The 21,429-nt window shown below is 54.9% G+C and carries 14 protein-coding genes, 2 tRNA genes and 1 pseudogene; 13 read left to right on the top strand and 4 right to left on the bottom strand.

Features of this window, described 5'->3' with window-relative positions:
- Positions 1-62 precede the first annotated feature (62 nt).
- The 10 genes and pseudogenes from ACN9MQ_RS14380 to ACN9MQ_RS14425 all read left to right on the top strand — a co-directional run bounded on the left by ACN9MQ_RS14380 (position 63) and on the right by ACN9MQ_RS14425 (position 13,987).
- Positions 63-1,805 carry an IucA/IucC family protein gene (locus tag ACN9MQ_RS14380; RefSeq protein WP_426020958.1) on the top strand — a complete coding sequence of 581 codons (1,743 nt, stop codon included), beginning with the start codon at positions 63-65 and terminating at the stop codon, positions 1,803-1,805.
- The gene (locus ACN9MQ_RS14385) at positions 1,805-2,752 is read left to right on the top strand and encodes a GNAT family N-acetyltransferase (RefSeq protein WP_426020957.1); all 948 of its coding nucleotides are present in this window, start codon (positions 1,805-1,807) and stop codon (positions 2,750-2,752) included. Before ACN9MQ_RS14380 ends, ACN9MQ_RS14385 begins: the two co-directional genes overlap by 1 nt.
- On the top strand, positions 2,749-4,491 hold the full coding sequence (iucC, locus tag ACN9MQ_RS14390) for an aerobactin synthase IucC (RefSeq protein WP_426020956.1): 1,743 nt from the start codon (positions 2,749-2,751) through the stop codon (positions 4,489-4,491). The genes ACN9MQ_RS14385 and iucC overlap by 4 nt, the downstream gene beginning before the upstream one ends.
- On the top strand, positions 4,488-5,813 hold the full coding sequence (locus tag ACN9MQ_RS14395; protein WP_020883310.1) for a lysine N(6)-hydroxylase/L-ornithine N(5)-oxygenase family protein: 1,326 nt from the start codon (positions 4,488-4,490) through the stop codon (positions 5,811-5,813). The genes iucC and ACN9MQ_RS14395 overlap by 4 nt, the downstream gene beginning before the upstream one ends.
- A 26-nt stretch (positions 5,814-5,839) precedes the next feature.
- Positions 5,840-8,029: a TonB-dependent siderophore receptor gene (locus ACN9MQ_RS14400; RefSeq protein ID WP_014170770.1), complete on the top strand. Its 2,190-nt coding sequence runs from the start codon at positions 5,840-5,842 to the stop codon at positions 8,027-8,029.
- A 164-nt stretch (positions 8,030-8,193) separates the two neighbouring features.
- Positions 8,194-8,269: transfer RNA gene (locus ACN9MQ_RS14405), tRNA-Asn, on the top strand.
- Between the two features lie 179 nt (positions 8,270-8,448).
- A pseudogene (locus ACN9MQ_RS14410) lies at positions 8,449-8,699 on the top strand (Arm DNA-binding domain-containing protein); the annotation flags it as partial.
- Between the two features lie 226 nt (positions 8,700-8,925).
- A complete protein-coding gene (locus ACN9MQ_RS14415) occupies positions 8,926-9,363 on the top strand; it encodes a DcrB-related protein (RefSeq protein ID WP_148576258.1) in 438 nt (145 codons plus the stop codon).
- A gap of 18 nt (positions 9,364-9,381) precedes the next feature.
- On the top strand, positions 9,382-13,629 hold the full coding sequence (locus ACN9MQ_RS14420; RefSeq protein ID WP_426020955.1) for an RHS repeat-associated core domain-containing protein: 4,248 nt from the start codon (positions 9,382-9,384) through the stop codon (positions 13,627-13,629).
- 22 nt (positions 13,630-13,651) lie between these two features.
- Positions 13,652-13,987, top strand: coding sequence for a DUF7716 domain-containing protein (locus ACN9MQ_RS14425; protein ID WP_020883305.1), 336 nt, complete (start codon positions 13,652-13,654; stop codon positions 13,985-13,987).
- Positions 13,988-14,319: 332 nt separating this feature from the next.
- Here ACN9MQ_RS14425 and ACN9MQ_RS14430 read toward each other — a convergent pair.
- Positions 14,320-15,440, bottom strand: a protein-coding gene (locus ACN9MQ_RS14430; protein ID WP_426020954.1) for an IS3 family transposase whose coding sequence is annotated in 2 segments (ribosomal slippage) — positions 14,320-15,182 and positions 15,182-15,440 — 1,122 coding nt in all. Because the reading frame shifts where the segments join, the coding sequence is not laid out codon by codon here.
- A 203-nt stretch (positions 15,441-15,643) separates the two neighbouring features.
- Here ACN9MQ_RS14430 and ACN9MQ_RS14435 point away from each other — a divergent pair.
- On the top strand, positions 15,644-16,252 hold the full coding sequence (locus tag ACN9MQ_RS14435) for a glutathione S-transferase family protein (protein WP_106504309.1): 609 nt from the start codon (positions 15,644-15,646) through the stop codon (positions 16,250-16,252).
- A gap of 286 nt (positions 16,253-16,538) precedes the next feature.
- Here the strand turns inward: ACN9MQ_RS14435 and cbl are convergent, their stop codons facing one another.
- Together cbl and nac are read right to left on the bottom strand one after the other, a co-directional pair.
- Entirely contained in the window at positions 16,539-17,489 is a 951-nt protein-coding gene (gene cbl / locus ACN9MQ_RS14440) for an HTH-type transcriptional regulator Cbl (protein ID WP_025203722.1), read from the bottom strand.
- A gap of 96 nt (positions 17,490-17,585) precedes the next feature.
- The gene (nac, locus tag ACN9MQ_RS14445) at positions 17,586-18,503 is read right to left on the bottom strand and encodes a nitrogen assimilation transcriptional regulator NAC (protein WP_014170773.1); all 918 of its coding nucleotides are present in this window, start codon (positions 18,501-18,503) and stop codon (positions 17,586-17,588) included.
- A gap of 320 nt (positions 18,504-18,823) precedes the next feature.
- Here nac and ACN9MQ_RS14450 point away from each other — a divergent pair.
- Positions 18,824-18,899 (top strand) — tRNA-Asn (locus ACN9MQ_RS14450).
- Positions 18,900-18,960: 61 nt separating this feature from the next.
- Here ACN9MQ_RS14450 and ldtA read toward each other — a convergent pair.
- On the bottom strand, positions 18,961-19,860 hold the full coding sequence (ldtA, locus tag ACN9MQ_RS14455; RefSeq protein ID WP_040017923.1) for a L,D-transpeptidase: 900 nt from the start codon (positions 19,858-19,860) through the stop codon (positions 18,961-18,963).
- A 191-nt stretch (positions 19,861-20,051) separates the two neighbouring features.
- Between ldtA and shiA the strand changes: the two genes are divergently transcribed.
- On the top strand, positions 20,052-21,368 hold the full coding sequence (gene shiA / locus ACN9MQ_RS14460; protein WP_032678496.1) for a shikimate transporter: 1,317 nt from the start codon (positions 20,052-20,054) through the stop codon (positions 21,366-21,368).
- Positions 21,369-21,429: the final 61 nt, after the last annotated feature.

Below are 21,429 nucleotides of genomic sequence, written 5' to 3' on the forward strand. Positions count from 1 at the left end.
GACTGTAAACAGAATGCATATCATAACGATAATTATTATCAATCATGGAATGAGGTACACCTATGCGTACTCTGCCCCGCTCCGCCGGTACAGACGTTGCGGCCCAGTGTTTTTTGAACGCCCTGTTGCGTGAAACGAAGGACTGGCGCTATCTCCCCGCTACCGTTGCGGATGAGCTATCGCAGATTCATATTCCGCTCTCTTCAACCCAGGCCATTCGGGTTCCGGTACGCTATTTCTCTCCGACTCAGCATCATCAGTATCACTTTCCGGCGACGCTTATCCAGCGCGACAGCGACAGCGGTGACGCCGTCACTTTCACGCAACTGATTGACTTAATTCTGGAAAAACCTTCAGTTAAAGGCTCACTCGATACCGAAACGCTGGCTCGCTTTAAGCAACGCGCCCTTGAAAGCCATGCCCACACCTGGCAGGCCATCGATTTGCGCCACAACTGGGCAACCCTGCGTGACAAACCGCTGAATTTTGCGCAAGCAGAACAGGCGCTGCTGGTGGGCCATGCGTTTCACCCGGCCCCCAAATCTCACGAGCCGTTTAACGAAAGTGAAGCGCGCCGTTATTTGCCTGATTTTGCCTCCCGCTTCCCGCTGCGCTGGTTTGCGGTTAAGCGTGAATTGATTGCCGGCGACAGCCTGGCCGTCTCTCTTCGCGAACGCCTGCTGCGCTTCGCAGCGCAGAGCGCCCCTGAGCTCCTCGGTCACTTCACCGATACCTGCTGGCTGCTGCCGATGCATCCGTGGCAGGCCGAGCATTTGCTGGGTCAGGCCTGGTGCCAGCGTCTTGTGGCTAACGGCGACCTGCAGGATTTGGGCGAAGCGGGCGCGCAGTGGCTGCCCACCAGCTCCTCGCGCTCGCTCTACAGCGAAACCAACAGCGACATGATCAAGTTTTCCCTCAGCGTGCGCCTGACCAACTCCGTGCGCACGCTGTCAGTGAAAGAGGTTAAACGCGGTATGCGCCTGGCGCGTCTGGCTAAGACAGCGCGCTGGCAGACCTTACAGGCACGCTACCCGACCCTGCGTGTTATGCAGGAAGACGGCTGGGCGGGGCTGCGTGATGAAAATGGCGTCATCCAGGAAGAGAGCCTGATGGCCCTGCGCGTGAACCTGCTGTTCGAGACGCCAGACAACCAGACCAACGTACTGGTGAGCCTGACGCAGGCGGCACCGGACGGAGGTGACAGTCTGCTGGTTGCGGCGGTACGTCGTCTGAGCCAGCGCCTGGATTTACCCCTTGCCGAGGCTGCGCGCTGCTGGGTGCAGGCGTATTGCGATCGCGTCTTACTTCCGCTGTTTAGCGTGGAAGCGGATTACGGCCTGGTTCTGCTGGCGCACCAGCAAAATATCCTCGTTGAGATGCAGCAGGATTTCCCCGTCGGGCTGATCTACCGCGATTGTCAGGGCAGCGCCTGGACTGAAGGCGCCGATGAATGGCTAAAAGAGGCGGGTGAACATGATGTGGAAAACCGTTTTGGCGAAAGCCAGCTGCTGCGCTACTTCCCCTACTACCTGCTGCTGAACTCAACGCTTGCCGTGACTGCCGCCCTCGCCGCCGCCGGTTTCGACAGCGAAGAGAGCCTGATGGAGCAGGTGCGTGACGCACTGGCCGAATTACGCAAAACAGCGAAACAGACCCGCTGCCTCGACTACGTGCTCGACAGCCCAACCTGGAACTGTAAAGGCAACTTTTTCTGCTATCTGCACGATCGCAACGAAAACACCATCGCCGATCCGGCAGTGATCTATTTCGACTTTAGCAACCCGTTTTACAAGGAGAAGGCGTGATGGCAAACGCGAATATCGCCCATTCTGGCTATGGCTTTCGCTGCACCGCAACGGAGAACGCTCTGCCCCTGACGTTAGGTCTCGACGGCAGCGCAGTGCTTGAGCGCGTGAATGGTATCCCGGAAGGCTGGTTAGTCGACGCGCTGGATCAGCTGTTTATCGGCGCGCCGGCACTGACCGGCGTCACGCTCCCCTGGTCTGCCTGGCAGGATGAACCGCAGGCGCAGGTGCTGTTTACGCTTGCCAGCGGAGATTATCTGGCGCGCGAAACGTTCTGGCAGTTACCCCTGTGGCTGCAGGGAGAACGGCCCCAGAACCACGGCGGCATGCAGTTCGATGAAAGCCGTCAGCTTTACTTCCCGCTGCGCCCTCACCGTCCGCAAGGCGAAGTCTATCGCCGTTACGACCCGCAGATTAAACGCACCCTGAGTTTCCGCGTGGCCGATGTGGCGCAGGACGGCGAACGTTTCACCCGCTGGATGAACACCCCGCGTGTTAACGCCTTCTGGGAGATGGCCGGCCCGCAGGCGGAGCAGGAAAATTACCTGCGCCGTCAGCTCGACTCGACCTATTGTTATCCGCTTATCGGCTGCTTTGATGACCAGCCGTTCGGCTACTTTGAAATTTACTGGGCGGCGGAAGACCGTATTGGTCGTCACTATCGCTGGCAGCCGTTTGACCGCGGCCTGCACATGCTGGTTGGGGAAGAAAACTGGCGCGGCGCGCAGTATATCCGCAGCTGGCTGCGCGGTCTGAGCCATTATCTGTGGCTGGATGAGCCACGCACAACACGCATCGTTGCCGAGCCGCGTTTCGACAACCAGCGCCTGTTCCGCCATCTTTCGTCTGCCGGTTTCGAAACCGTAAAAGAGTTCGACTTCCCGCATAAACGCTCGCGCCTCATCATGAACCAGCGTCACCGCTTCTTCAGCGAGGTGGGACTGTGAACGTGTACTGGCAGAAAGTGAACCGCGACATGGTGGCGAAGATCCTCGCCGAGCTGGAATATGAACGCACCCTGAGCGCCCGGCAGCTGGCAGACAATCGCTGGCAAATCACCATGGGCGCGGAGACCTGGCAGTTCCAGGCCACGCGCGGGATCTGGGGCTGGCTGCATATCGACCCCGAGAGCCTGACCACCGTCAGCGGTAACGCCGTGGACGCAGAAACTGCACTGCTGCAGCTTGCGACGGTACTGGAGATGAGCGACGCGCAGACCGCGGAGCATCTGGAAGATCTCTATGCCACGCTGCGGGGTGATATTCAGCTGTTACAGGCGCGCGAAACGCTGGATGCTGACGCGCTCATTCATCTCGACCCGGACGAATTACAGTGCCTGATGAGCGGCCATCCTAAGTTTATCTTTAACAAGGGACGGCGCGGCTGGGGGCTGGATGCGCTACGCCAGTATGCCCCGGAATACCGTGGCCGTTTTCGCCTGCACTGGGTCGCCGTGCAACGTGCGCACCTGGTCTGGAGCAGCGATGTTGATTGCGATATCAATACCCTGCTGGCGAGCGCCATGGATAACGCCGAGCGCGCCCGGTTTGATGCCCGCTGGCAGGCGCTGGATCTTGATGATAACTGGCTGCCCGTGCCGCTGCATCCGTGGCAGTGGCAACAAAAGATTGCTGTCCATTTCCTGGCGCAACTCGCGCGCGGCGAAATGGTTGAGCTGGGCGAGTTTGGCGACGAGTACCTGGCGCAGCAATCGTTGCGTACCCTCACCAATGCCAGCCGCCGTGTGCCGTTTGACATCAAGCTGCCGCTGACCATTTACAACACCTCCTGCTATCGCGGTATTCCGGGTAAGTACATTGCCGCTGGCCCGCTGGCCTCACGCTGGTTACAGCAGCAGTTCGCCAGCGATGCCACGCTTATTCGCTGTGGCGCGCAGGTGCTTGGCGAGCCCGCGGCCGGGTATCTTTCCCACCCGGGTTACGCCGCGCTGCCGAAAGCGCCTTACCGTTATCAGGAGATGCTGGGAGTTATCTGGCGCGAAAATCCGTCCTGTTATCTTCAGCAGGGTGAAGAAGCGGTGCTGATGGCTGCGTTGATGGAGAGCGATAACGCCGGACGCCCCTTGATTGACGCATGGATCGCCCAATCCGGTTTGACCGCTGAAGCCTGGCTGGAAAAGCTCTTTGACGCGACGGTCATCCCCTTCTATCACCTGCTCTGCCGCTACGGCGTGGCGCTTATCGCCCACGGCCAGAACGTGACGCTGGTGATGAAAGACGCCATCCCGCAACGCATCCTGTTGAAAGATTTCCAGGGGGACATGCGCCTGGTGGATGAAGATTTCCCGCAGGCAGCAAGCCTGCCTGAACAGGTGAAGTCCGTCACGGCGCGCCTGAGTGCGGATTACATCATTCACGATCTGCAAACCGGTAACTTTGTCACGGTGCTGCGGTTTATTTCACGCCTTACCCTGCACAGCGGCGTCAGCGAAACCCGTTTCTACCAGATCCTGGCCGAGGTATTGCGCCGCTATATGGCCGCGCATCCCGATCTCGCCGAACGCTTTGCGAAGTTTGATCTGTTTAAGCCGCAAATTATTCGCGTGATCCTCAACCCGGTCAAACTGACCTTCTCCGAACACGACGGCGGCAGCCGCATGTTGCCGAACTATGTCACCGATCTTGATAACCCTCTTTTTCTGGTCTCCCAGGAGTCAGCGCAATGAAAACGTATGATTTCATCGGCATTGGTATTGGCCCGTTTAACCTCAGCATCGCCGCATTAGCTGAAGGACTGGACGGTTTTAGTTCGCTGTTTCTTGAACGCAAGCCGCATTTCTCCTGGCACCCTGGCATGATGGTGCCGGACTGCCATATGCAAACCAGCTTCCTGAAAGATCTGGTGAGCGCCGTGGAGCCCACCAATCGCCACAGTTTTCTTAACTATCTGGTGCAGCGTAAAAAGTTCTATCGTTTTCTGACCACCGAGCAGCGTACCGTTTCTCGCGAAGAGTTTGCCGATTACCTGTGCTGGGCCGCGGAAAACCTCACCAACCTGTCCTTCAGCCAGCAGGTACAGCAGGTCAGTTTTGATGAAAAAAACGGTCTGTTCGACGTGGTGACTCAACGCGATCGCTTCCTGGCGCGTCACGTCTGCGTGGGAATTGGCAAACAGATTAACCTGCCTGACTGCGCTCCGGCGCAGGATGACAGCTGCTTCCACGCCAGCGAGATGATGCTGCGCACGCCGGACTTAGCGGGCAAGCGCGTCACCGTCGTCGGCGGAGGTCAGAGTGGTGCAGATCTGTTTCTGAATATCTTCCGCGGGGAGTGGGGTCAGCCACTGAGCCTGAACTGGGTTTCCCGACGCAACAATTATAACGCGCTGGATGAAGCGGCTTTCGCCAACGAGTATTTCACGCCGGAATATGTAGACAGCTTCTCCACGCTTGGCGAAGAGGCGCGTCGTCAGATGCTGCACGAACAGAAGATGACCTCCGACGGCATCACCACGGAGTCTCTGCTGGCGATTTATCGCGCCATGTATCACCGCTTCGAAGTGCTGCGGGAAAAACCGTGGGCACACCTCCTGCCCTCTCGCTCGGTCACCGCGATCGCGCAGCAGGAGAACGGCAAGCGCCTGACGTTACAGCATCACCTTGACGGCGGCCGTGAACAACTCGATACCGACGTGGTGATTTTCGCGACCGGCTATCGCACCGTGCAGCCTGCGTTTCTGGCACCGCTCTCCCATCGCCTGCGTCTGGACGCCGACGAAACCTTCTGCATCAACAATGATTTCACCCTTGAATGGGACGGTCCGCAGAGCAACCGCCTGTTCGCCGTGAATGCCGGGATGCACCGTCTTGGCATTGCCGAACCCCAGCTCAGCCTGATGGCCTGGCGCGCCGCGCGAATTCTGAATCGCGCGCACGACGACGAGCCGTTTGAGCTGGCCACCACCCCTGGCGTGATCCACTGGCGTAGCACTCCCCGCCCGGACAGCAGCCAGGTTTATCAATCCTTAGCAAGAACCACCGAGTACTGACACACACATTCAGGAACTACATAACAATGAAACGTTCTCATCTTTGGGTTTTAAATCCTTGCTTGCTTGCAATGCTTTCTACCTCTGCGTGGGCGGAAGAACAAAAGGAAGAAAATATTGTTGTCTCCGCCAGCCGCGCGCACCGCAGCGTGGCGGAGATGGCGCAGACTACCTGGGTTATTGAGCGTGCTGAGATTGAACAGCAGGTTCAGGGTGGAAAAGAGATTAAAGAGGTGCTGGCGCAGTTGATCCCGGGCATGGACGTCAGCAGCCAGGGCCGCACCAACTACGGTATGAACCTGCGCGGCCGCTCGATGATGGTGATGGTGGATGGCGTGCGTCTTAACTCGTCCCGCAGCGACAGCCGCCAGCTCGACTCCATCGATCCGTTCAACATTGACCGTATCGAAGTGATCTCCGGCGCCACGTCCCTCTACGGCGGCGGCAGTACCGGCGGTCTGGTGAATATCGTGACCAAAAAAGGCCAGCCTGATACCGAAGTGGAGTTCCAGACCGGAGCAAAGAGTGGCTTTAACAGCCATAACGATCACGATGAGAACGTGTCAGCCGCGGTGAGCGGCGGCAACGACAATGCCTCTGGCCGGTTGTCAGTATCGTATCAGCGCTACGGCGGCTGGTACGACGGCAAAGGTAACGAGGTGATTATTGATAACACCCAGACCGGATTACAATATTCCGACCGTCTGGATGTGATGGGAACAGGCACCCTCAACATCGACGATCACCAGCAGCTGCAGCTTACGACGCAATACTACAAGAGCGAGTCCGACGGGAAGCATGGCCTGTTCCTTGGGGAAAACTTCTCCGCGGTTACGGGTGATGCCAAAGCCTACAATAAAGGCAACCTGAACTCTGACCGCCTGCCGGGCACAGAGCGGCATCTGATTAACCTGCAGTACTCCAACACCGATTTCTGGGGCCAGGATCTGGTCGCACAGATTTACTATCGTGACGAAAGCCTGACCTACTACCCGTTCCCGACACTGACCAAAGGCGTGGTGAGCAGCATCGGTGCGTCGCAGCAGAAAACCGATTTTTACGGCGGCAAGCTGACGCTGAACAGCAAACCGATGGATGATTTAACGCTGACCTGGGGTGTGGATGCTGACCACGAAACCTTCGACGCTAACCAGCAGTTCTTCAACCTGGATAAAGCGGCAGCAAGCGGCGGCATGGATCTGGAGAACGCCTATAACGTGGGCCGTTACCCGGGTTACAGCATTACCAACCTCGCCCCGTTCCTGCAGGCCAGCTACGACATTGATGCCATTACCCTGAGCGGCGGCGTGCGCTATCAGTACACCGAAAACAAGGTGGATGACTTCGTAGGTTATACCCAGCAACAGGCCATCGCTAACGGGAAAGCCACATCGGCTGATGCGGTACCGGGCGGGAAAACCAATTACAACAATTTCCTGTTCAACGCCGGGATCCTTGGCCGTCTGACCGAACAGCAGCAGCTGTGGTTTAACTTCTCCCAGGGCTTTGAAATTCCGGACCTGGCGAAGTACTACGGCTCCGGTACCTACCAGCTTGTCGACGGGCACTATCGCCTGCTGAACAGCGTGAACGTGAACGACTCGACGCTGGACGGCATTAAGGTTAACGCGTATGAGCTGGGCTGGCGCTACACCGGCGATAACCTGCGCACGCAGGTTGCGGCGTACTACTCGCTCTCGGATAAAACCATCACCATCAACAAGACGGACATGACCATCAACCTCGAAGACGACAAACGTCGTATCTACGGGATTGAAGGCCAGGTGGACTATTTCTTCACCGACAGCGACTGGAGCACCGGCGCGAACTTTAACGCCATTAAGTCTGAAACCCGCGAAAACGGCAAATGGGAGAAGCTGACGGTAGACAGCGCCAGCCCGTCGAAAGCCAGCGCCTGGGTCAACTGGGCACCGGGCGACTGGACCCTGCGCGTGCAGAGTACGCAGACCTTTGACGTGTCTGATGCCGACGGTAAGAAGATCGATGGCTATAACACGGTCGACTTCCTGGGCAGCTACGACCTGCCGGTGGGTAAAGTCAGCTTCAGCGTGGAAAACGTGCTGGACAAAGACTACACCACCGCCTGGGGTCAGCGTGCGCCGGGGCTGTATAGCCCAACCTACGGTGCACCAGGTCTGTATACTTATAAAGGCCGTGGCCGTACGTTTGGTCTGAACTACTCCGTACTGTTCTAATCCTGCGCGCCGCCTGCGGGCGGCGCAATTTGCTGTGTAATTTCAGCACAAATTTGCTATAAAATCAGCGATTTGCTGAAATTGTCGGCAAACGAACGAAAAGTGCGTTTTCCCCCTTTGACAAGACGAACTGAGGTCGATACTATGCGCCTCGTTCACACGATTCCTCTGTAGTTCAGTCGGTAGAACGGCGGACTGTTAATCCGTATGTCACTGGTTCGAGTCCAGTCAGAGGAGCCAATTTAAAGAAACCAGATGTCTACTGACGTCTGGTTTTTTGCTTTCTATCAATTGGTTAATCCTTCTAGCTTGTCTACTCACGTCTAGTAAAAAACTCTCGAAGCTACACCCTTTTGCTGGTAAAAATGCTGGTAAAGCTGGTTCGGTTTTTCTTTTACCAGCATCCAGGGGTAACCGCCATGCCACTTACTGATACCAAAGTAAAAATGCTAAACCCGCTGAAAAGCCCGTTAAGCTCACTGATGGGTTCGGCCTCTACCTTCTGGTACATCCTAACGGTTCAACGTACTGGCAGTTGGGTTATCGCTTTGAAGCGAAACAAAAGGTGTTTTCCATAGGTGTCTACCCTGCCGTTTCTCTGGCAGGCGCAAGGCAACGCCGCGACGAAGCCAAAAAGCTTTTAGCATCAGGAGTTGATCCCAGCGCTAAAAATATACATTTATCGATCGATATAACAGATCAATAAGTTAATGAAATGTGAGCTAAATTAACTGATTTTGCACATCGAAAGTAGCCCTCTGCTGGTTTTGACTGTTTCCTGACGGGTACTTATTTATAGACATATGCCTGACATGGGGAAAAGCGACCTTTCATATAGCAAGCTTTATGCCCCTGTGGCACACTTAAACCGTCCTGATGCATACGGAAGCTGCTTAATGTCTGAAAATCTCCCTCTCTGTGTTTTTACCGAAGGCCACATCACCCTTCCTGATCACTATCAGGATCGTACCGTTAATCTCTTCACCCTTCCCGGTGAGAATAAGCCTGCTTTTAACATCTCCCGCGACAACCTGAATGAGGGTGAAAGCCTGCCGGACTATATTGACCGGCAGTTAACGCTGATGCAGAAGCATCTGAAAGGCTGGAATCAAACGGAACGGGTGCCAGCTGAGCTCGGCAATAACCTTTTACAGGGTGAATGTGTGCATGCCAGCTATCTGCGTGACGGTAAACGGGTCTTCCAGCAACAGGCGGTATTTAACACGTCTGCAAACCATATTCTGGTGTTCACTGTGTCCTGCACCGCGATACTGACGGACGGAGACAGTCAACAGTTCCATGCGCTGCTTGCCAGCTTTTCTTTTAACACCTGACAATTAAGGAACGTTGTTATGTTTGAAGCGGCACGCGTGGGTGATGATATTGGCCATTCTCATGCGCTGGCAGGGATGATTGCCGGGACGATTGTCGGTGGACTGATTGCCGCAGTTGGAGGTATCGCCGCCGGGGCATTGATGATTGCCGGTATCGGTGCGTCATGTCTGGGTATTGGTGTGCTTCTGGTCGGGGCCAGTCTGGCAGTAGGATATGCTACTGGCGAACTGGCAACGAAGGCCAGAGACAGCATTGCGGATGCCGGGGTCGCCAGTATGGGGAAGGAAGGCGTTATTGCCACCGGCTCGCATAACGTGTTCATTAATGGCAGACCTGCCGCCCTTGCCACCGAAAGCATGGTGGAATGCGCCAGGGATGCTGGCTCGCATCAGATGGCCGAAGGATCCTCACAGGTTTACATCAATGGCCTGCCTGCTGCCCGTCTCGGCGATCAGACCACTTGTGGTGGAAAGGTCATGACCGGTTCAGCAGATGTGATTATCGGCGGTGAGGCGGAACAGACACTGCCGATACAGTCAGAGGTGCCAGAATGGCTCTATAAAGCCTCTGACCTGACACTGTTATTTGCCGGACTGCTTGGTGGAGCGGGCGGAGCGGCAGGCAAAGTCGGTGCGCTGGGAAGACTGTTCAGTAAAATCCCGGGTATCAACAAACTGGCCCGCGTCGCCTGCCGCGCTGGCGTGCTGATGACCAGCGCCGCCGCCGTGGGCATCATCGCCCGCCCGGTTGATATCGTCAGTGGGCAGAAATTCCTGTCCGGTGATGACGATCTGGACTTTGTATTACCGTCCCGTCTGCCGGTTGTCTGGCAGCGTTACTGGCGCAGTGGCAATCCCGGCGACAGCGTACTGGGCCGTGGCTGGTCACTTTTCTGGGAAACGCGACTGGAAAAATATCAGGACGGGCTGGTGTGGCGTGCACCGTCCGGCGATTACGTGTCATTTCCTCTCGTGCCGAAAGGGAAGCGTACCTTCTGCGAAACTGAAAAACGCTGGCTGGAACACCATCAGGATGATACCTGGTCAGTGTATGACATCGGCGGCGAACGCTGGCATTACTCATCCCTGCGGGACGATTCCCCTTCCATGCCGCTGCGACTCACCGAACCCTGTGGTAACGATATTCTTTTTGACTGGAACGACGACCACATGCTGCATGCGCTCACCGACAGCGCCGGACAGCGCGTGGTCTGCCGTTATCAGACCGTCAGCGGACAGGTTCGCCTTGCCGGAGCCTCGCTGGACGATGAGATTTGTCTGGTCAGCTACGATTATGATGACAAGGCCCGGCTGATTAGCGTCACCGGACGTGGCGGTCAGGTACGCCGCCGTTTCAGCTGGTATGACGACGGGGACGGTACGGATTTACTGCGCAGCCATGAGGACAGCAACGGTCTGCTGAACGAGTATCTCTGGCAGAGCCTTGACGGACTGCCCCGCGTGCTGGCTTACCGCAACAGCGCGGGTGAGCAGCTTACTTTTGATTACGATTTTGAAAACGGCACCCGCTGCGCCACCCGCGAGGATGGCGCACAGGCACACTGGCTGGTTGACGACGATGATAATGTTGCACGTTTCACCGATTATGACGGTCGCCAGACCGGCTTCGTCTGTCGTGATGGGGAGTTGTGCGAAGTTATCCTGCCTGACGGAGCCATGCGGCGCAGCCAGTGGGACCGTTATGGCCGCCTCACGTCAGAGACCGACCCGGCAGGGCGCACCACAGCGTATTACTGGTTCCGTAATACTGACCGAATCGCCCGCACGGTTTTCCCGGATTCAACAGCCACTCAGTCTGTGTATGACCTGAACGGTCGCCTGCTGTCGGAAACCGATGCACTGAATCACACCACCACGTTTCACTACCCTGATGAAGAAGAAACGCTGCCTGACCGCATCACCGATGCCAGTGGTGGTGACGTGCTGCTGGTGTGGAACCGTCAGGGGCTGCTGACGCAACGCACCGACTGCTCCGGCAGCGTGACCCGCTTTACCTATGACCGCTTCGGTCAGCTCCTGAACAGTGAAGATGCAGAAGGCAACCTCACTCGCCGCGAATGGAACGATGCAGGCCAGCTCACCGCCGTTATTCGTGCCGATGGCAGTCAGGAAACGCTGCGGTGGAACGCGCACGGACAGCTCACTGCCTGGCGTGACCCGCTGGAAAGTGAGGTTCGCTGGCAGTATTCCGCGCTTGGACTGCCAGAAAGCGTTACCGACCGCACGGGACGAACCCGCCGCTGGCACTATGACCCGAGAGGCAATCTGCTGCGTCTGGAAAACGGCAACGGTGGCGAGTATCGTTTTACATATGACCCGACAGGCCACCCACTGAGCGAAGTCCGCCCGGACGATACATCCCGGCAGATGGAATGGAATGAACGTGGACTGCTCACCACGCTGATGGAAAACGGCAGACCAGACGTTGATGGCGGCATCCCACGACGCGCTCAGCATTTCAGCTATGACAGCAGCGGCCTGCTGACCACACGCACTACCCGCGATGCTCAGTACCATTACCAGCGTAAAAACAGCGGGCAGCTTACCGGCCTGACCCGCAAGCCAACCGCCGATGGCATGGCGCTGGGAATCGAAGAAGATGAAATTCAGTTTACCTTTGACGCGGCAGGAAACCTGCTCGCTGAGCAGGGAGTCAACGGTGAACTGCATTCTGCGTATAACGTTCTGGGTAATCTCACTGCGCTGACCCTGCCCGGCGGCCAGCAGATAAGCTGGCTGCATTACGGTTCCGGACACGTCAGTGCCATCCGGTTCGGTCAGCAAATCATCTCTGAATTTAGACGCGACCGCCTTCACAGGGAAGTGGCCCGCACTCAGGGAACCCGTGAACAGACCCGCCGGTATGACAGTCTCGGCAGACGTACCGGGCAGCGCAGTTTCTCACCCGACCTGCCGGAACAGACAATCTTCGAACGCGCCTTCAACTACACCGGGCATGGAGAATTGTCAGACGTCAGTGACACCCTGCGTGGCAACACAATTTACGGCTATGATGAGGAAGGCCGTTTTCTCAGGCACTACGAAGCCCGTCCGGACCACAGTAACAGGAGGTTCCGGTACGACGCTGCGGATAACCTGCTGCCGGATGATGACCTTCCTGCCCTGTCGCTGAGGGATAACCGCCTCACGCACTGGCAGAACCTGTTTATGAAATACGACTGGTGGGGTAACCTGGTCTTTCGCCGAAGTGGTCTGTATGAACAGCATTATGTATACGACGCGGAAAACCGCCTGATACGGGCCGGGGGCAATGGACCAGAAGGCAATTTTACCGCCCGCTACCATTATGACGCCCTGGGCCGCCGCACACGCAAAACGGTCACCATGCCACACGGCACCACAAAGACCCGCTTTCTGTGGCAGGGATACCGGCTGTTGCAGGAACAGCAGCAGAACGGACAATGTCAGACATATGTTTACGACCCGAACGAAACATACAGCCCGCTGGCGCGTATTGACCATTTGCGTGACGAAACCAGCGGAGAGGTTCTCTGGTTCACAACCGATCTGAACGGTGCACCGCTGGATATCACTGATGAACAGGGACAACTCCGGTGGAGCGGTCATTACGAGAGTTTTGGTGAGGTTGCACGACAGACGGAAGGCTTCCACAGATTCACGCAGCAAACTGCCCTCGCTCATCAGCCACTGCGCTATGCCGGGCAGTACGCAGACAGTGAAACGGGATTACACTATAATATGTTCCGTTATTACGATCCGAAGGTTGGGCGGTTTACGGTGCAGGACCCGATTGGATTACTGGGAGGCTGGAATCTTTATCAGTATGCACCGAATCCGCTGGGTTGGATTGATCCGTGGGGGTTAGCTAACAGGCCAAATAATGGTGAATATCATATTTTTCATGATTATTCACTTGACCCTCAATATCGATATTCCAGTGATGCTGTCCAGTTCAACAGAGCTAATGTGGATTTTGTTCAGAAAATGGAGACGAATCCGGAATTTCGCCAAGATATGCTCAACAGATATCCAAAACTAAATGACTGGCTCAAAGATGGGGATATGAGCAGAAGTCCTTCGGGATTAACCTGGCATCATCATGAAGATATAAACAGACTGACTCTGGTCGACAGAGCAGACCACAGATCTAATCATTCTTTATATCATCCAACTGGTAAAGGTGGACGTGACATATGGGGTGGTGGAAAACCTGGACGACAAGGTAAGCTTGATGGTCCTACTGGTAGAAAAATTTGTAGCTAAACCTAAATAAAAAGGGGATAGTATGTCGATTAAAGGTAACCATATGAAATTGAAAGATATAATTGACATCATGGTTAAATCGCGTTGCGAAGATGATAATTTTTGCATTTATGGCTCAGACGGAGAGTTATTCGGAGAAAAAGAATATTTTGTCTCCGGTTATCCACAGGTAGATGAAAACGATAAAGAAGTCTATCCGCAAGATGCGGCTAGCAGAGGTTTATCATATATTTATTCTGGTGAGCAGTTTGCTGATGTAATCTTATCAGTAATCGAACAAAAACCTTCTGCCAGTAATCAAGATTTTATTGATGCTTTAAACTATTACCTTGAGAATGATGATTTTTTAGATTTCTGACATTTATCCAGACAGCCTGCACACTATTTTTAAGGGTTGCAGGCTGTATTAAACTATTTTCAGCACCATCTTCACCAGAAATTAACTGAGGATATGAACAGACGTTAGTCTCGCGAGGGCAATAACTTGTAATCATTTCATGACATTCGTGAAAGCCATTATTCTAACTTAATTCTTTTGTTGAGGATGATTTTCAAACAGCCCTCGCTCATCAGCCATTGCGCTATGCCGACAGTGAAACGGGATTACACAATAATCTGTTCCGTTATTACGATCCGCAGGTCGGGCGTTTTACGGTGCAGGTGACCTGCCCCCAGTATTAGCTACAACCGTCAGTTAGTAATGTCGGTTTGTTTACCTTCACATTTTCCATTTCGCCACCGTGCTGCAAACTCTGATGGCGTCTGATAATTCAGTGCCGAATGTGGCCGACACTCGTTATAATCCTGCCGCCAGTCATTAATCGTTTTCCGGGCATGAAGAATATCGCTGAACCAGTATTCATTCAGACACTCATCGCGAAAGCGTCCGTTAAAACTCTCAATAAATCCGTTCTGCGTTGGCTTACCTGGCTGGATAAGCCGTAGTTCCACACCATGCTCAAAGGCCCATTGATCGAGCGCGCGGCAGGTAAATTCCGGGTTCTGATCGGTTCTTATTGTCGTCGGATAACCCCTAAACAGCGCGATACTGTCCAGAATACGCGTGACCTGCACGCCTGAAATCCCGAATGCGGCGGTAATCGTCAGGCACTCCTTCGTGAAATCATCCACGCAGGTCAGGCACTTGAACCTGCGACTGTTGGTCAATGCGTCCATAACAAAATCCATCGACCAGGTCAGGTTCGGTGCATCCGGGCGCAGAAGCGGAAACCGTTCGGTCGCCAGCCCTTTACGGCGTCGTCTGCGTTTGACGTTCAGTCCATTAAGGTGGTAAATGCGGTATACCCGCTTATGATTGACGTGAAGACCCTCCCGACGCAGTAGCTGCCAGATGCGCCGATAACCAAAACGTCGGCGTTCAAGCGCCAGCTCAGTGATACACCCTGATAAATGCGCATCAGAAGATGGACGCTGAGCATCATAACGGCAGGTCGACAGAGACAAACCTGTAAGCCTGCAGGCACGACGTTGCGACAGACCGGTCGCATCACACATCACCACCACGGCTTCCCGCTTCTGGTCCGTCGTCAGTACTTTCGCCCAAGAGCCACCTGAAGCGCCTCCTTATCCAGCATAGCTTCGGCAAGTAACTTCTTGAGTCGGGCGTTCTCCTTTTCAAGCGACTTAAGCCGCTTTACCTCAGGAACTTCCATGCCACCAAACTTCTTGCGCCAGGTGTAGAAAGTGGCGTCTGAAATAGCATGCTTTTGGCAGAGTTCCCGGGCAGAAACCCCGGCGTCAGCCTCACGGAGAATACTGATGATCTGTTCGTCGGAAAAACGCTTCTTCATAGGGATGCCCTCACGTTGCTGATGAAGACATTACTAACATCGCGGTGTATTAATCAACGGGGAGCAGGTCAACCGGCCAATCTGTCAGTAATACTCACTCAGGCCGTAAGATACTGATGATATTCGCCATAACGAATTTATTGTAATGTCTGTTTATCATCTTCAATGAAGCGTTATTTCACACAGACAGGAAAACTGGAATCATGATAAAGCTGATTGGCATGATGGATTCTCCTTATGTACGCCGCGTGGCGGTCTCCCTGGAACTTTATGGCGTTGCGTTTGAAAGCCAGCCGTTGTCCGTATTCAGCACGTTTGAGGAATTTTCCCGGATTAACCCTGCGGTAAAAGCGCCAACGCTGGTTCTGGAGAATGGAACACGTCTGATGGACTCGTCTCTCATACTGAATTATTTTGAGGCTCAGGCCGCGCCTGAACGGAGACTCCTGCCCGTGACGCCGGATGCACTGGCGAACGATCTCCAGACGCTGGGCTTTATCCTCGCCGCCGCGGAGAAAGCTGTGCAAAATGTGTACGAACACAATCTGCGCCCGGCGGAGAAACAACATAATCCGTGGATAGAACGTATTACCGTCCAGCTGCTGGCTGCCTGTCGGGAATGGAACGCGCTGCTGGAAGCACGTCCGGAAAACGCGGTGGCCGATCAGGTTGCTGTTACCAGTACGGTTATCTGGACATTTATTCAGTCAATGATCCCTCACGTCGTTAACGCCGGGGATTTTAAAAGAATTCAGGCGGTAGCCGACGTTTTCGAAAACCAGGCGGCATTTAAAAAATACCCTTTTAGTTAACGCTTCGCTCGGCGTGTTATGGGGCTTTTCAGCCCTTTTTTTGCCGCACGGGAATATTATCCTCATCTAAAAGAATCATATTTCTTTATTTATTCTTATATGTAACCCAATGGAAAATATGAGAAACATTTCAATATAAAGCAATCTTATGACGTCACAAGGTATCGTTATTCATCAGGATATTATTGAGAACAAGCGGTCAGGAAATTAAACGGTTTCAATAAAAAAGCCTGCTTTAATTGCAGGCTTGTGCTTCTTGTCGACGGCGACGGGTGCTATAAGGGGCTTAAATCTGATAATCAATCGCCACTTCTTCTGGCTCCATCACCTGACGTTTAATCTCATCCACGGACAGCCCGGCGTTGCAGAGTTCGATAAAGCGCCACACATAGTTGCGCTGCAGTTGTCCACGCTTCAGGCCAAGCCATACGGTATTGGCATCAAAGAGATGACGCGTATCCAGTCGTACCAGGTTCTCCGTCTCGCGTTCACCACCGGACTGTTCCGCCACCAGACCAATGCCCAGACCCAGCTCGACGTAGGTTTTGATTACATCAGAGTCCTGTGCACTCAGCACCACATCCGGCGTTAAGCCTTTGCGGTTAAAGGCTTCATCAATGCGCGAGCGTCCGGTAATACCCTGCCGGTAGGTAATCAGTGGCCATTTCGCGATATCTTCCAGCGTCAGGGGCGTAACCTGATTCAGCGGATGGTCGACGGGAAGTAACAGACTGTGGTACCAGCGAAACCACGGGAAAGCCACCAGCAGCGGGTCGTTGCTCAACCGTTCACTGGCAATGCCGATATCTGCCCCACCGTTTTGCAACAGCACGTCAATTTCCTGCGGTGTGCCCTGGATAAGCTCCAGACGGACGTCAGGGAAAAGTTCACGGAAGGCTTTAATCACCGGCGGCAGGCTGTAACGCGCCTGGGTGTGGGTGGTGGCGATAGTGAGGACGCCCGAGGCGTCATTGGTAAAGAGATCCGCCAGGCGACGCACATTGCTGGCCTCGTTGAGGATCCGCTCAGCGATGGTCAGCAAGGCTTTTCCCGGCTCCGTCATGCCAAGCAGACGCTTGCCGCGACGGATAAAAATCTCTATTCCCAGTTCTTCTTCCAGCTCGCGGATATGGCGACTGACGCCGGACTGAGAGGTATAAAGCATATTGGCGACCTCGGTCAGGTTGTAATCCCGCCTGGCCGCCTCACGAATAATTTTAAGTTGCTGGAAATTCACGATTCACTCCGGCGCATCTGACATAACGCTATTGTTAGAGTCAGCCGACCTGCAGAACAAATAATAAAAACCAGCATCTTATGCTTTTATGGAATATCAACTCACCAGCTGCAGCTCACGGTTCTCCAGAGACGGTTTGCTGACCAGCGACATCAGAATCTCTTTTACCGCCTGCGCCTGAGGTGACAGCGATCCGCGCGCGGACATATTCAGCGACAGCGGTAAGCTCATGGAAGGCGTGGTGATGCGCGCCATCCAGCCGTTTGCTGCGCTGCACAGCGAACGTGCTGCGGATTCTGGCAGAACGGTCACACCCATACCGCTGGCTATAGCGGCGGTTAGCGTGGAGATGGAATCAATTTCACCGATAATTTTTGCCGTCAGGCGGCGCAGGGAGAACGCTTCATCCACACGCACGCGCACCGCGCTGTAGTCACGCGGCAGGAAAAGATTCATTTCTGCAACGGCCGTCAGATCGACGCTCTGCCCCGGACAGTCGCGGGTGCCCACAAGGTAGAGATCTTCTTTCAGCAGCGGCTGGCTGGTGATCCCGGCCACCGGTGAGCGGTCGTACAGCACCGCCATATCCAGTTGGCCGCTAAGAAGTTTGTCATTCAGCACAGAACCGCTGTTCTCATGCAGGTAAACCAGTACTTCTGGCAGCTCTGCGCGGACGGCCTGCAGCAGCGGCATGGTAATAGAGGACGCGGCCGTTCCCGGAGCCAGCCCAATGGATACGTGACCGCTCAGCGTCTGGCCCACGTTATTCACCGCCAGCTGCGCCTGTTCGCACTGGCGAAGGATGGTGCGCGCATGGGTATAAAGGATTTTGCCTGCTTCCGTTGGCGTCACGCCACGTTTGGTGCGGATCAACAGCTGCTGATCCATCTCGCCTTCCAGAGTAGCCACCTGCTGGCTCAGCGCAGGCTGCGCGATATGTAGCACTTCCGCCGCTTGAGTCAGGCTGCCGATATCGACGATTTTTACGAAGTATTTCAGTCGTCTTAAGTTCATTTTGCCCCCTGTTCGAAATGCTGTGCCGGTACTGGCTTTTCATTGTTGATAGGGTTTTGCAATATGAATGCCAGTTTTACGAAGAGGTCTGATTTGTCGCTAAGCGGCTGAAAATAAGGAAAGCTAATCATAAGCAGCGGTTTTATTACTGAAACAGCAGTTTATGATCTGCCCCATTAGGGGTATGTGCGCACCATTACGGTGCATTCCGGCGTCAAAAACGCCATTTTGCTGATTTTGTCAGCAAACGATCAAAAGGCGTTGATCCACCCTTTGACAAGGCCGGCTGACGTCGATAATATGCGCCCCGTTCACACGATTCCTCTGTAGTTCAGTCGGTAGAACGGCGGACTGTTAATCCGTATGTCACTGGTTCGAGTCCAGTCAGAGGAGCCAAATTTGAAAAGCCTGCTTTTATAGCAGGCTTTTTGCTTTTCTGCGGCAGGTAAAATTGCCCTCAGTTGCCGAGCTTAACCGGCATCCCTGACCGACGTTCCAGTTCCGCGCCCGCCCCCTCGTTGACAAGCTCGGTTCGCAGCGAGGCAGATATCGGCAAAGGCACTTTCCGGGTCGATTCAAATTCCGCCCGGTTCCGTGATAGCGGTTCATGCACCTCAACCCAGCGGCTGCCGTCCGGCTCTGTCGTCACTTTAACGGGCTGATCGATAAGCTGCACACGGGTGCCTACCGGGACGTTATCGAAAAGATATTTAATGTCGTTATTGCGCAGACGAATACAACCCTGGCTCACCCGCAGTCCGATGCCAAAATTGGAGTTTGTCCCGTGAATGGCATACAGCCTGCCAATATAAATCGCATACAGTCCCATTGGGTTATCGGGCCCGGCGGGCACGAATGCAGGCAGCGTTTTCCCCTCTGCCGCATAGGCACGGCGCGTATTCGGCGTAGGAGACCAGGTGGGGCCTTCCTGCTTACGTTCTACCGCTGTGACCCAGTTTCGCGGGGTTTCGCGCCCGGCCTGACCAATGCCGATGGGTAACACTTCAACAGTGTTGCTTCCCGGTGGGTAATAGTAGAGGCGCATTTCTGCCGCATTAACGATAATTCCCTCGCGGACGGTGTCAGGCAAAATCAGCTGCTGGGGTATCACCAGTTGCGTACCGGATTTAGGCAAAAAAGGATCCACGCCCGGGTTCGCTTCCAGCATATTGCTCAGACCCTGCCCGTATTGCGCGGCAAACGCTTCGAGCGGTAGCGTATTGTGATCCGGCACGGTAATGGTTTGCGAAGTGCCCACCAGCCGACTGCCTGTCGGCGGTAAAGGATAACTTACCGCCTGAACGCTCTGGCTGATAAGTAATGCAGCAAGACAACTCAACACATTTATACGACACATATTCCCTTCCTCAGTCGCACCTTGATTTGCTAAGCATAGCGTAGCCGCTTTGCATTACCCATCAGGAAATAAAATCAGTTTGCACACGCGCCCTGGCGCGGTAGTCTCATACGTTCCGTTTATATGACGGTGGCTATGTGAGTGACCTTTTCTTATACCAATAATTAGAAATACGTGCAGACAGGACAACTATGGACTCCACTCTCACCTCCACACATCCCAACGAGGAGACACCTTCGCTCAATCGTGCCCGCCGCGCAGCCCTCGGCAGCTTCGCGGGTGCCGTCGTCGACTGGTATGATTTTCTGCTTTACGGCATTACTGCCGCGCTGGTGTTTAACCGCGAATTCTTCCCCCAGATTAGCCCGGCAATGGGTACGCTCGCCGCGTTTGCTACCTTTGGCGTCGGCTTCCTGTTTCGTCCACTGGGCGGAGTGATCTTCGGCCACTTCGGTGACCGTCTCGGACGCAAACGCATGCTGATGCTCACCGTCTGGATGATGGGCATCGCCACCGCGCTGATTGGCGTTCTCCCTTCATTTTCCACCATTGGCTGGTGGGCGCCGGTGCTGCTGGTTACGCTGCGCGCCATTCAGGGCTTCGCGGTAGGCGGCGAATGGGGTGGCGCGGCGCTGTTATCCGTTGAGAGTGCCCCGAAGAACAAGAAAGCGTTTTACAGCAGCGGCGTGCAGGTGGGCTATGGCGTAGGTCTGCTGTTCTCCACCGGGCTGGTGTCGCTGATGAGCCACTTCACCACCGATGAACAATTCCTGAGCTGGGGCTGGCGCATTCCGTTTATCTTCAGCATCGTGCTGGTTGTCGCTGCACTGTGGATCCGCAACGGCATGGAGGAATCTGCTGAGTTCGAACAACAGCGGCAAGAACCGCCCGTTGCCAGAAAACGGCTTCCGGTGATGGAGGCGCTTGTCCGGCATCCTGGCGCTTTTCTGAAAATTATCGCCCTGCGCCTGTGCGAACTGCTGACGATGTATATCGTGACCGCGTTTGCCCTCAATTATTCAACGCAAAATCTCGGTCTGCCCCGCGAGCTGTTCCTGAACATTGGCCTGCTGGTCGGCGGGATCAGCTGCCTGACTATCCCCTGCTTCGCCTGGCTGGCGGACAGGTTTGGTCGCCGTCGCGTCTATATCACTGGGGCGCTGATTGGCACCCTCAGCGCCTGGCCGTTCTTCATGGCGCTGGAGGCACAGTCGATCTTCTGGATTGTCTTCTTTGCCATCATGCTCGCTAACATCGCCCACGATATGGTGGTCTGCGTGCAGCAGCCCATGTTTACAGAACTGTTCGGGGCGAGCTATCGCTACAGCGGCGCGGGCGTAGGCTATCAGGTGGCAAGCGTGGTCGGCGGCGGGTTTACGCCATTTATTGCCGCCGCGCTGGTGACCTTCTCCGGGGGCAACTGGCACAGTGTGGCACTTTATCTGCTGGCCGGTTGCCTGCTGTCAGCGGCGACGGCGTTATTGATGAAAGAGACGAGCCACACCTGATCTCACTTTTGTTTCACAGGCGTGTGACATACTATCGGGTAGAGTCGCACACCTGTGGAAC

Source organism: Enterobacter sp. R-25, assembly GCF_049913205.1.
In the GTDB taxonomy this organism is placed as follows: Bacteria; Pseudomonadota; Gammaproteobacteria; order Enterobacterales; family Enterobacteriaceae; genus Enterobacter; species Enterobacter ludwigii.

What these genes read in the sequence shown, in the direction of transcription:
- ldtA (WP_040017923.1), bottom strand. Translation starts at nt 19,860, where the DNA reads ATGTGTCGTATAAATGTGTTGAGTTGTCTTGCTGCATTACTTATCAGC.
- ACN9MQ_RS14435 (WP_106504309.1), top strand. Translation starts at nt 15,644, where the DNA reads ATGATAAAGCTGATTGGCATGATGGATTCTCCTTATGTACGCCGCGTG.
- ACN9MQ_RS14395 (WP_020883310.1), top strand. Translation starts at nt 4,488, where the DNA reads ATGAAAACGTATGATTTCATCGGCATTGGTATTGGCCCGTTTAACCTC.
- shiA (WP_032678496.1), top strand. Translation starts at nt 20,052, where the DNA reads ATGGACTCCACTCTCACCTCCACACATCCCAACGAGGAGACACCTTCG.
- ACN9MQ_RS14425 (WP_020883305.1), top strand. Translation starts at nt 13,652, where the DNA reads ATGTCGATTAAAGGTAACCATATGAAATTGAAAGATATAATTGACATC.
- ACN9MQ_RS14415 (WP_148576258.1), top strand. Translation starts at nt 8,926, where the DNA reads ATGTCTGAAAATCTCCCTCTCTGTGTTTTTACCGAAGGCCACATCACC.
- ACN9MQ_RS14420 (WP_426020955.1), top strand. Translation starts at nt 9,382, where the DNA reads ATGTTTGAAGCGGCACGCGTGGGTGATGATATTGGCCATTCTCATGCG.
- ACN9MQ_RS14400 (WP_014170770.1), top strand. Translation starts at nt 5,840, where the DNA reads ATGAAACGTTCTCATCTTTGGGTTTTAAATCCTTGCTTGCTTGCAATG.
- nac (WP_014170773.1), bottom strand. Translation starts at nt 18,503, where the DNA reads ATGAACTTAAGACGACTGAAATACTTCGTAAAAATCGTCGATATCGGC.
- ACN9MQ_RS14380 (WP_426020958.1), top strand. Translation starts at nt 63, where the DNA reads ATGCGTACTCTGCCCCGCTCCGCCGGTACAGACGTTGCGGCCCAGTGT.
- ACN9MQ_RS14385 (WP_426020957.1), top strand. Translation starts at nt 1,805, where the DNA reads ATGGCAAACGCGAATATCGCCCATTCTGGCTATGGCTTTCGCTGCACC.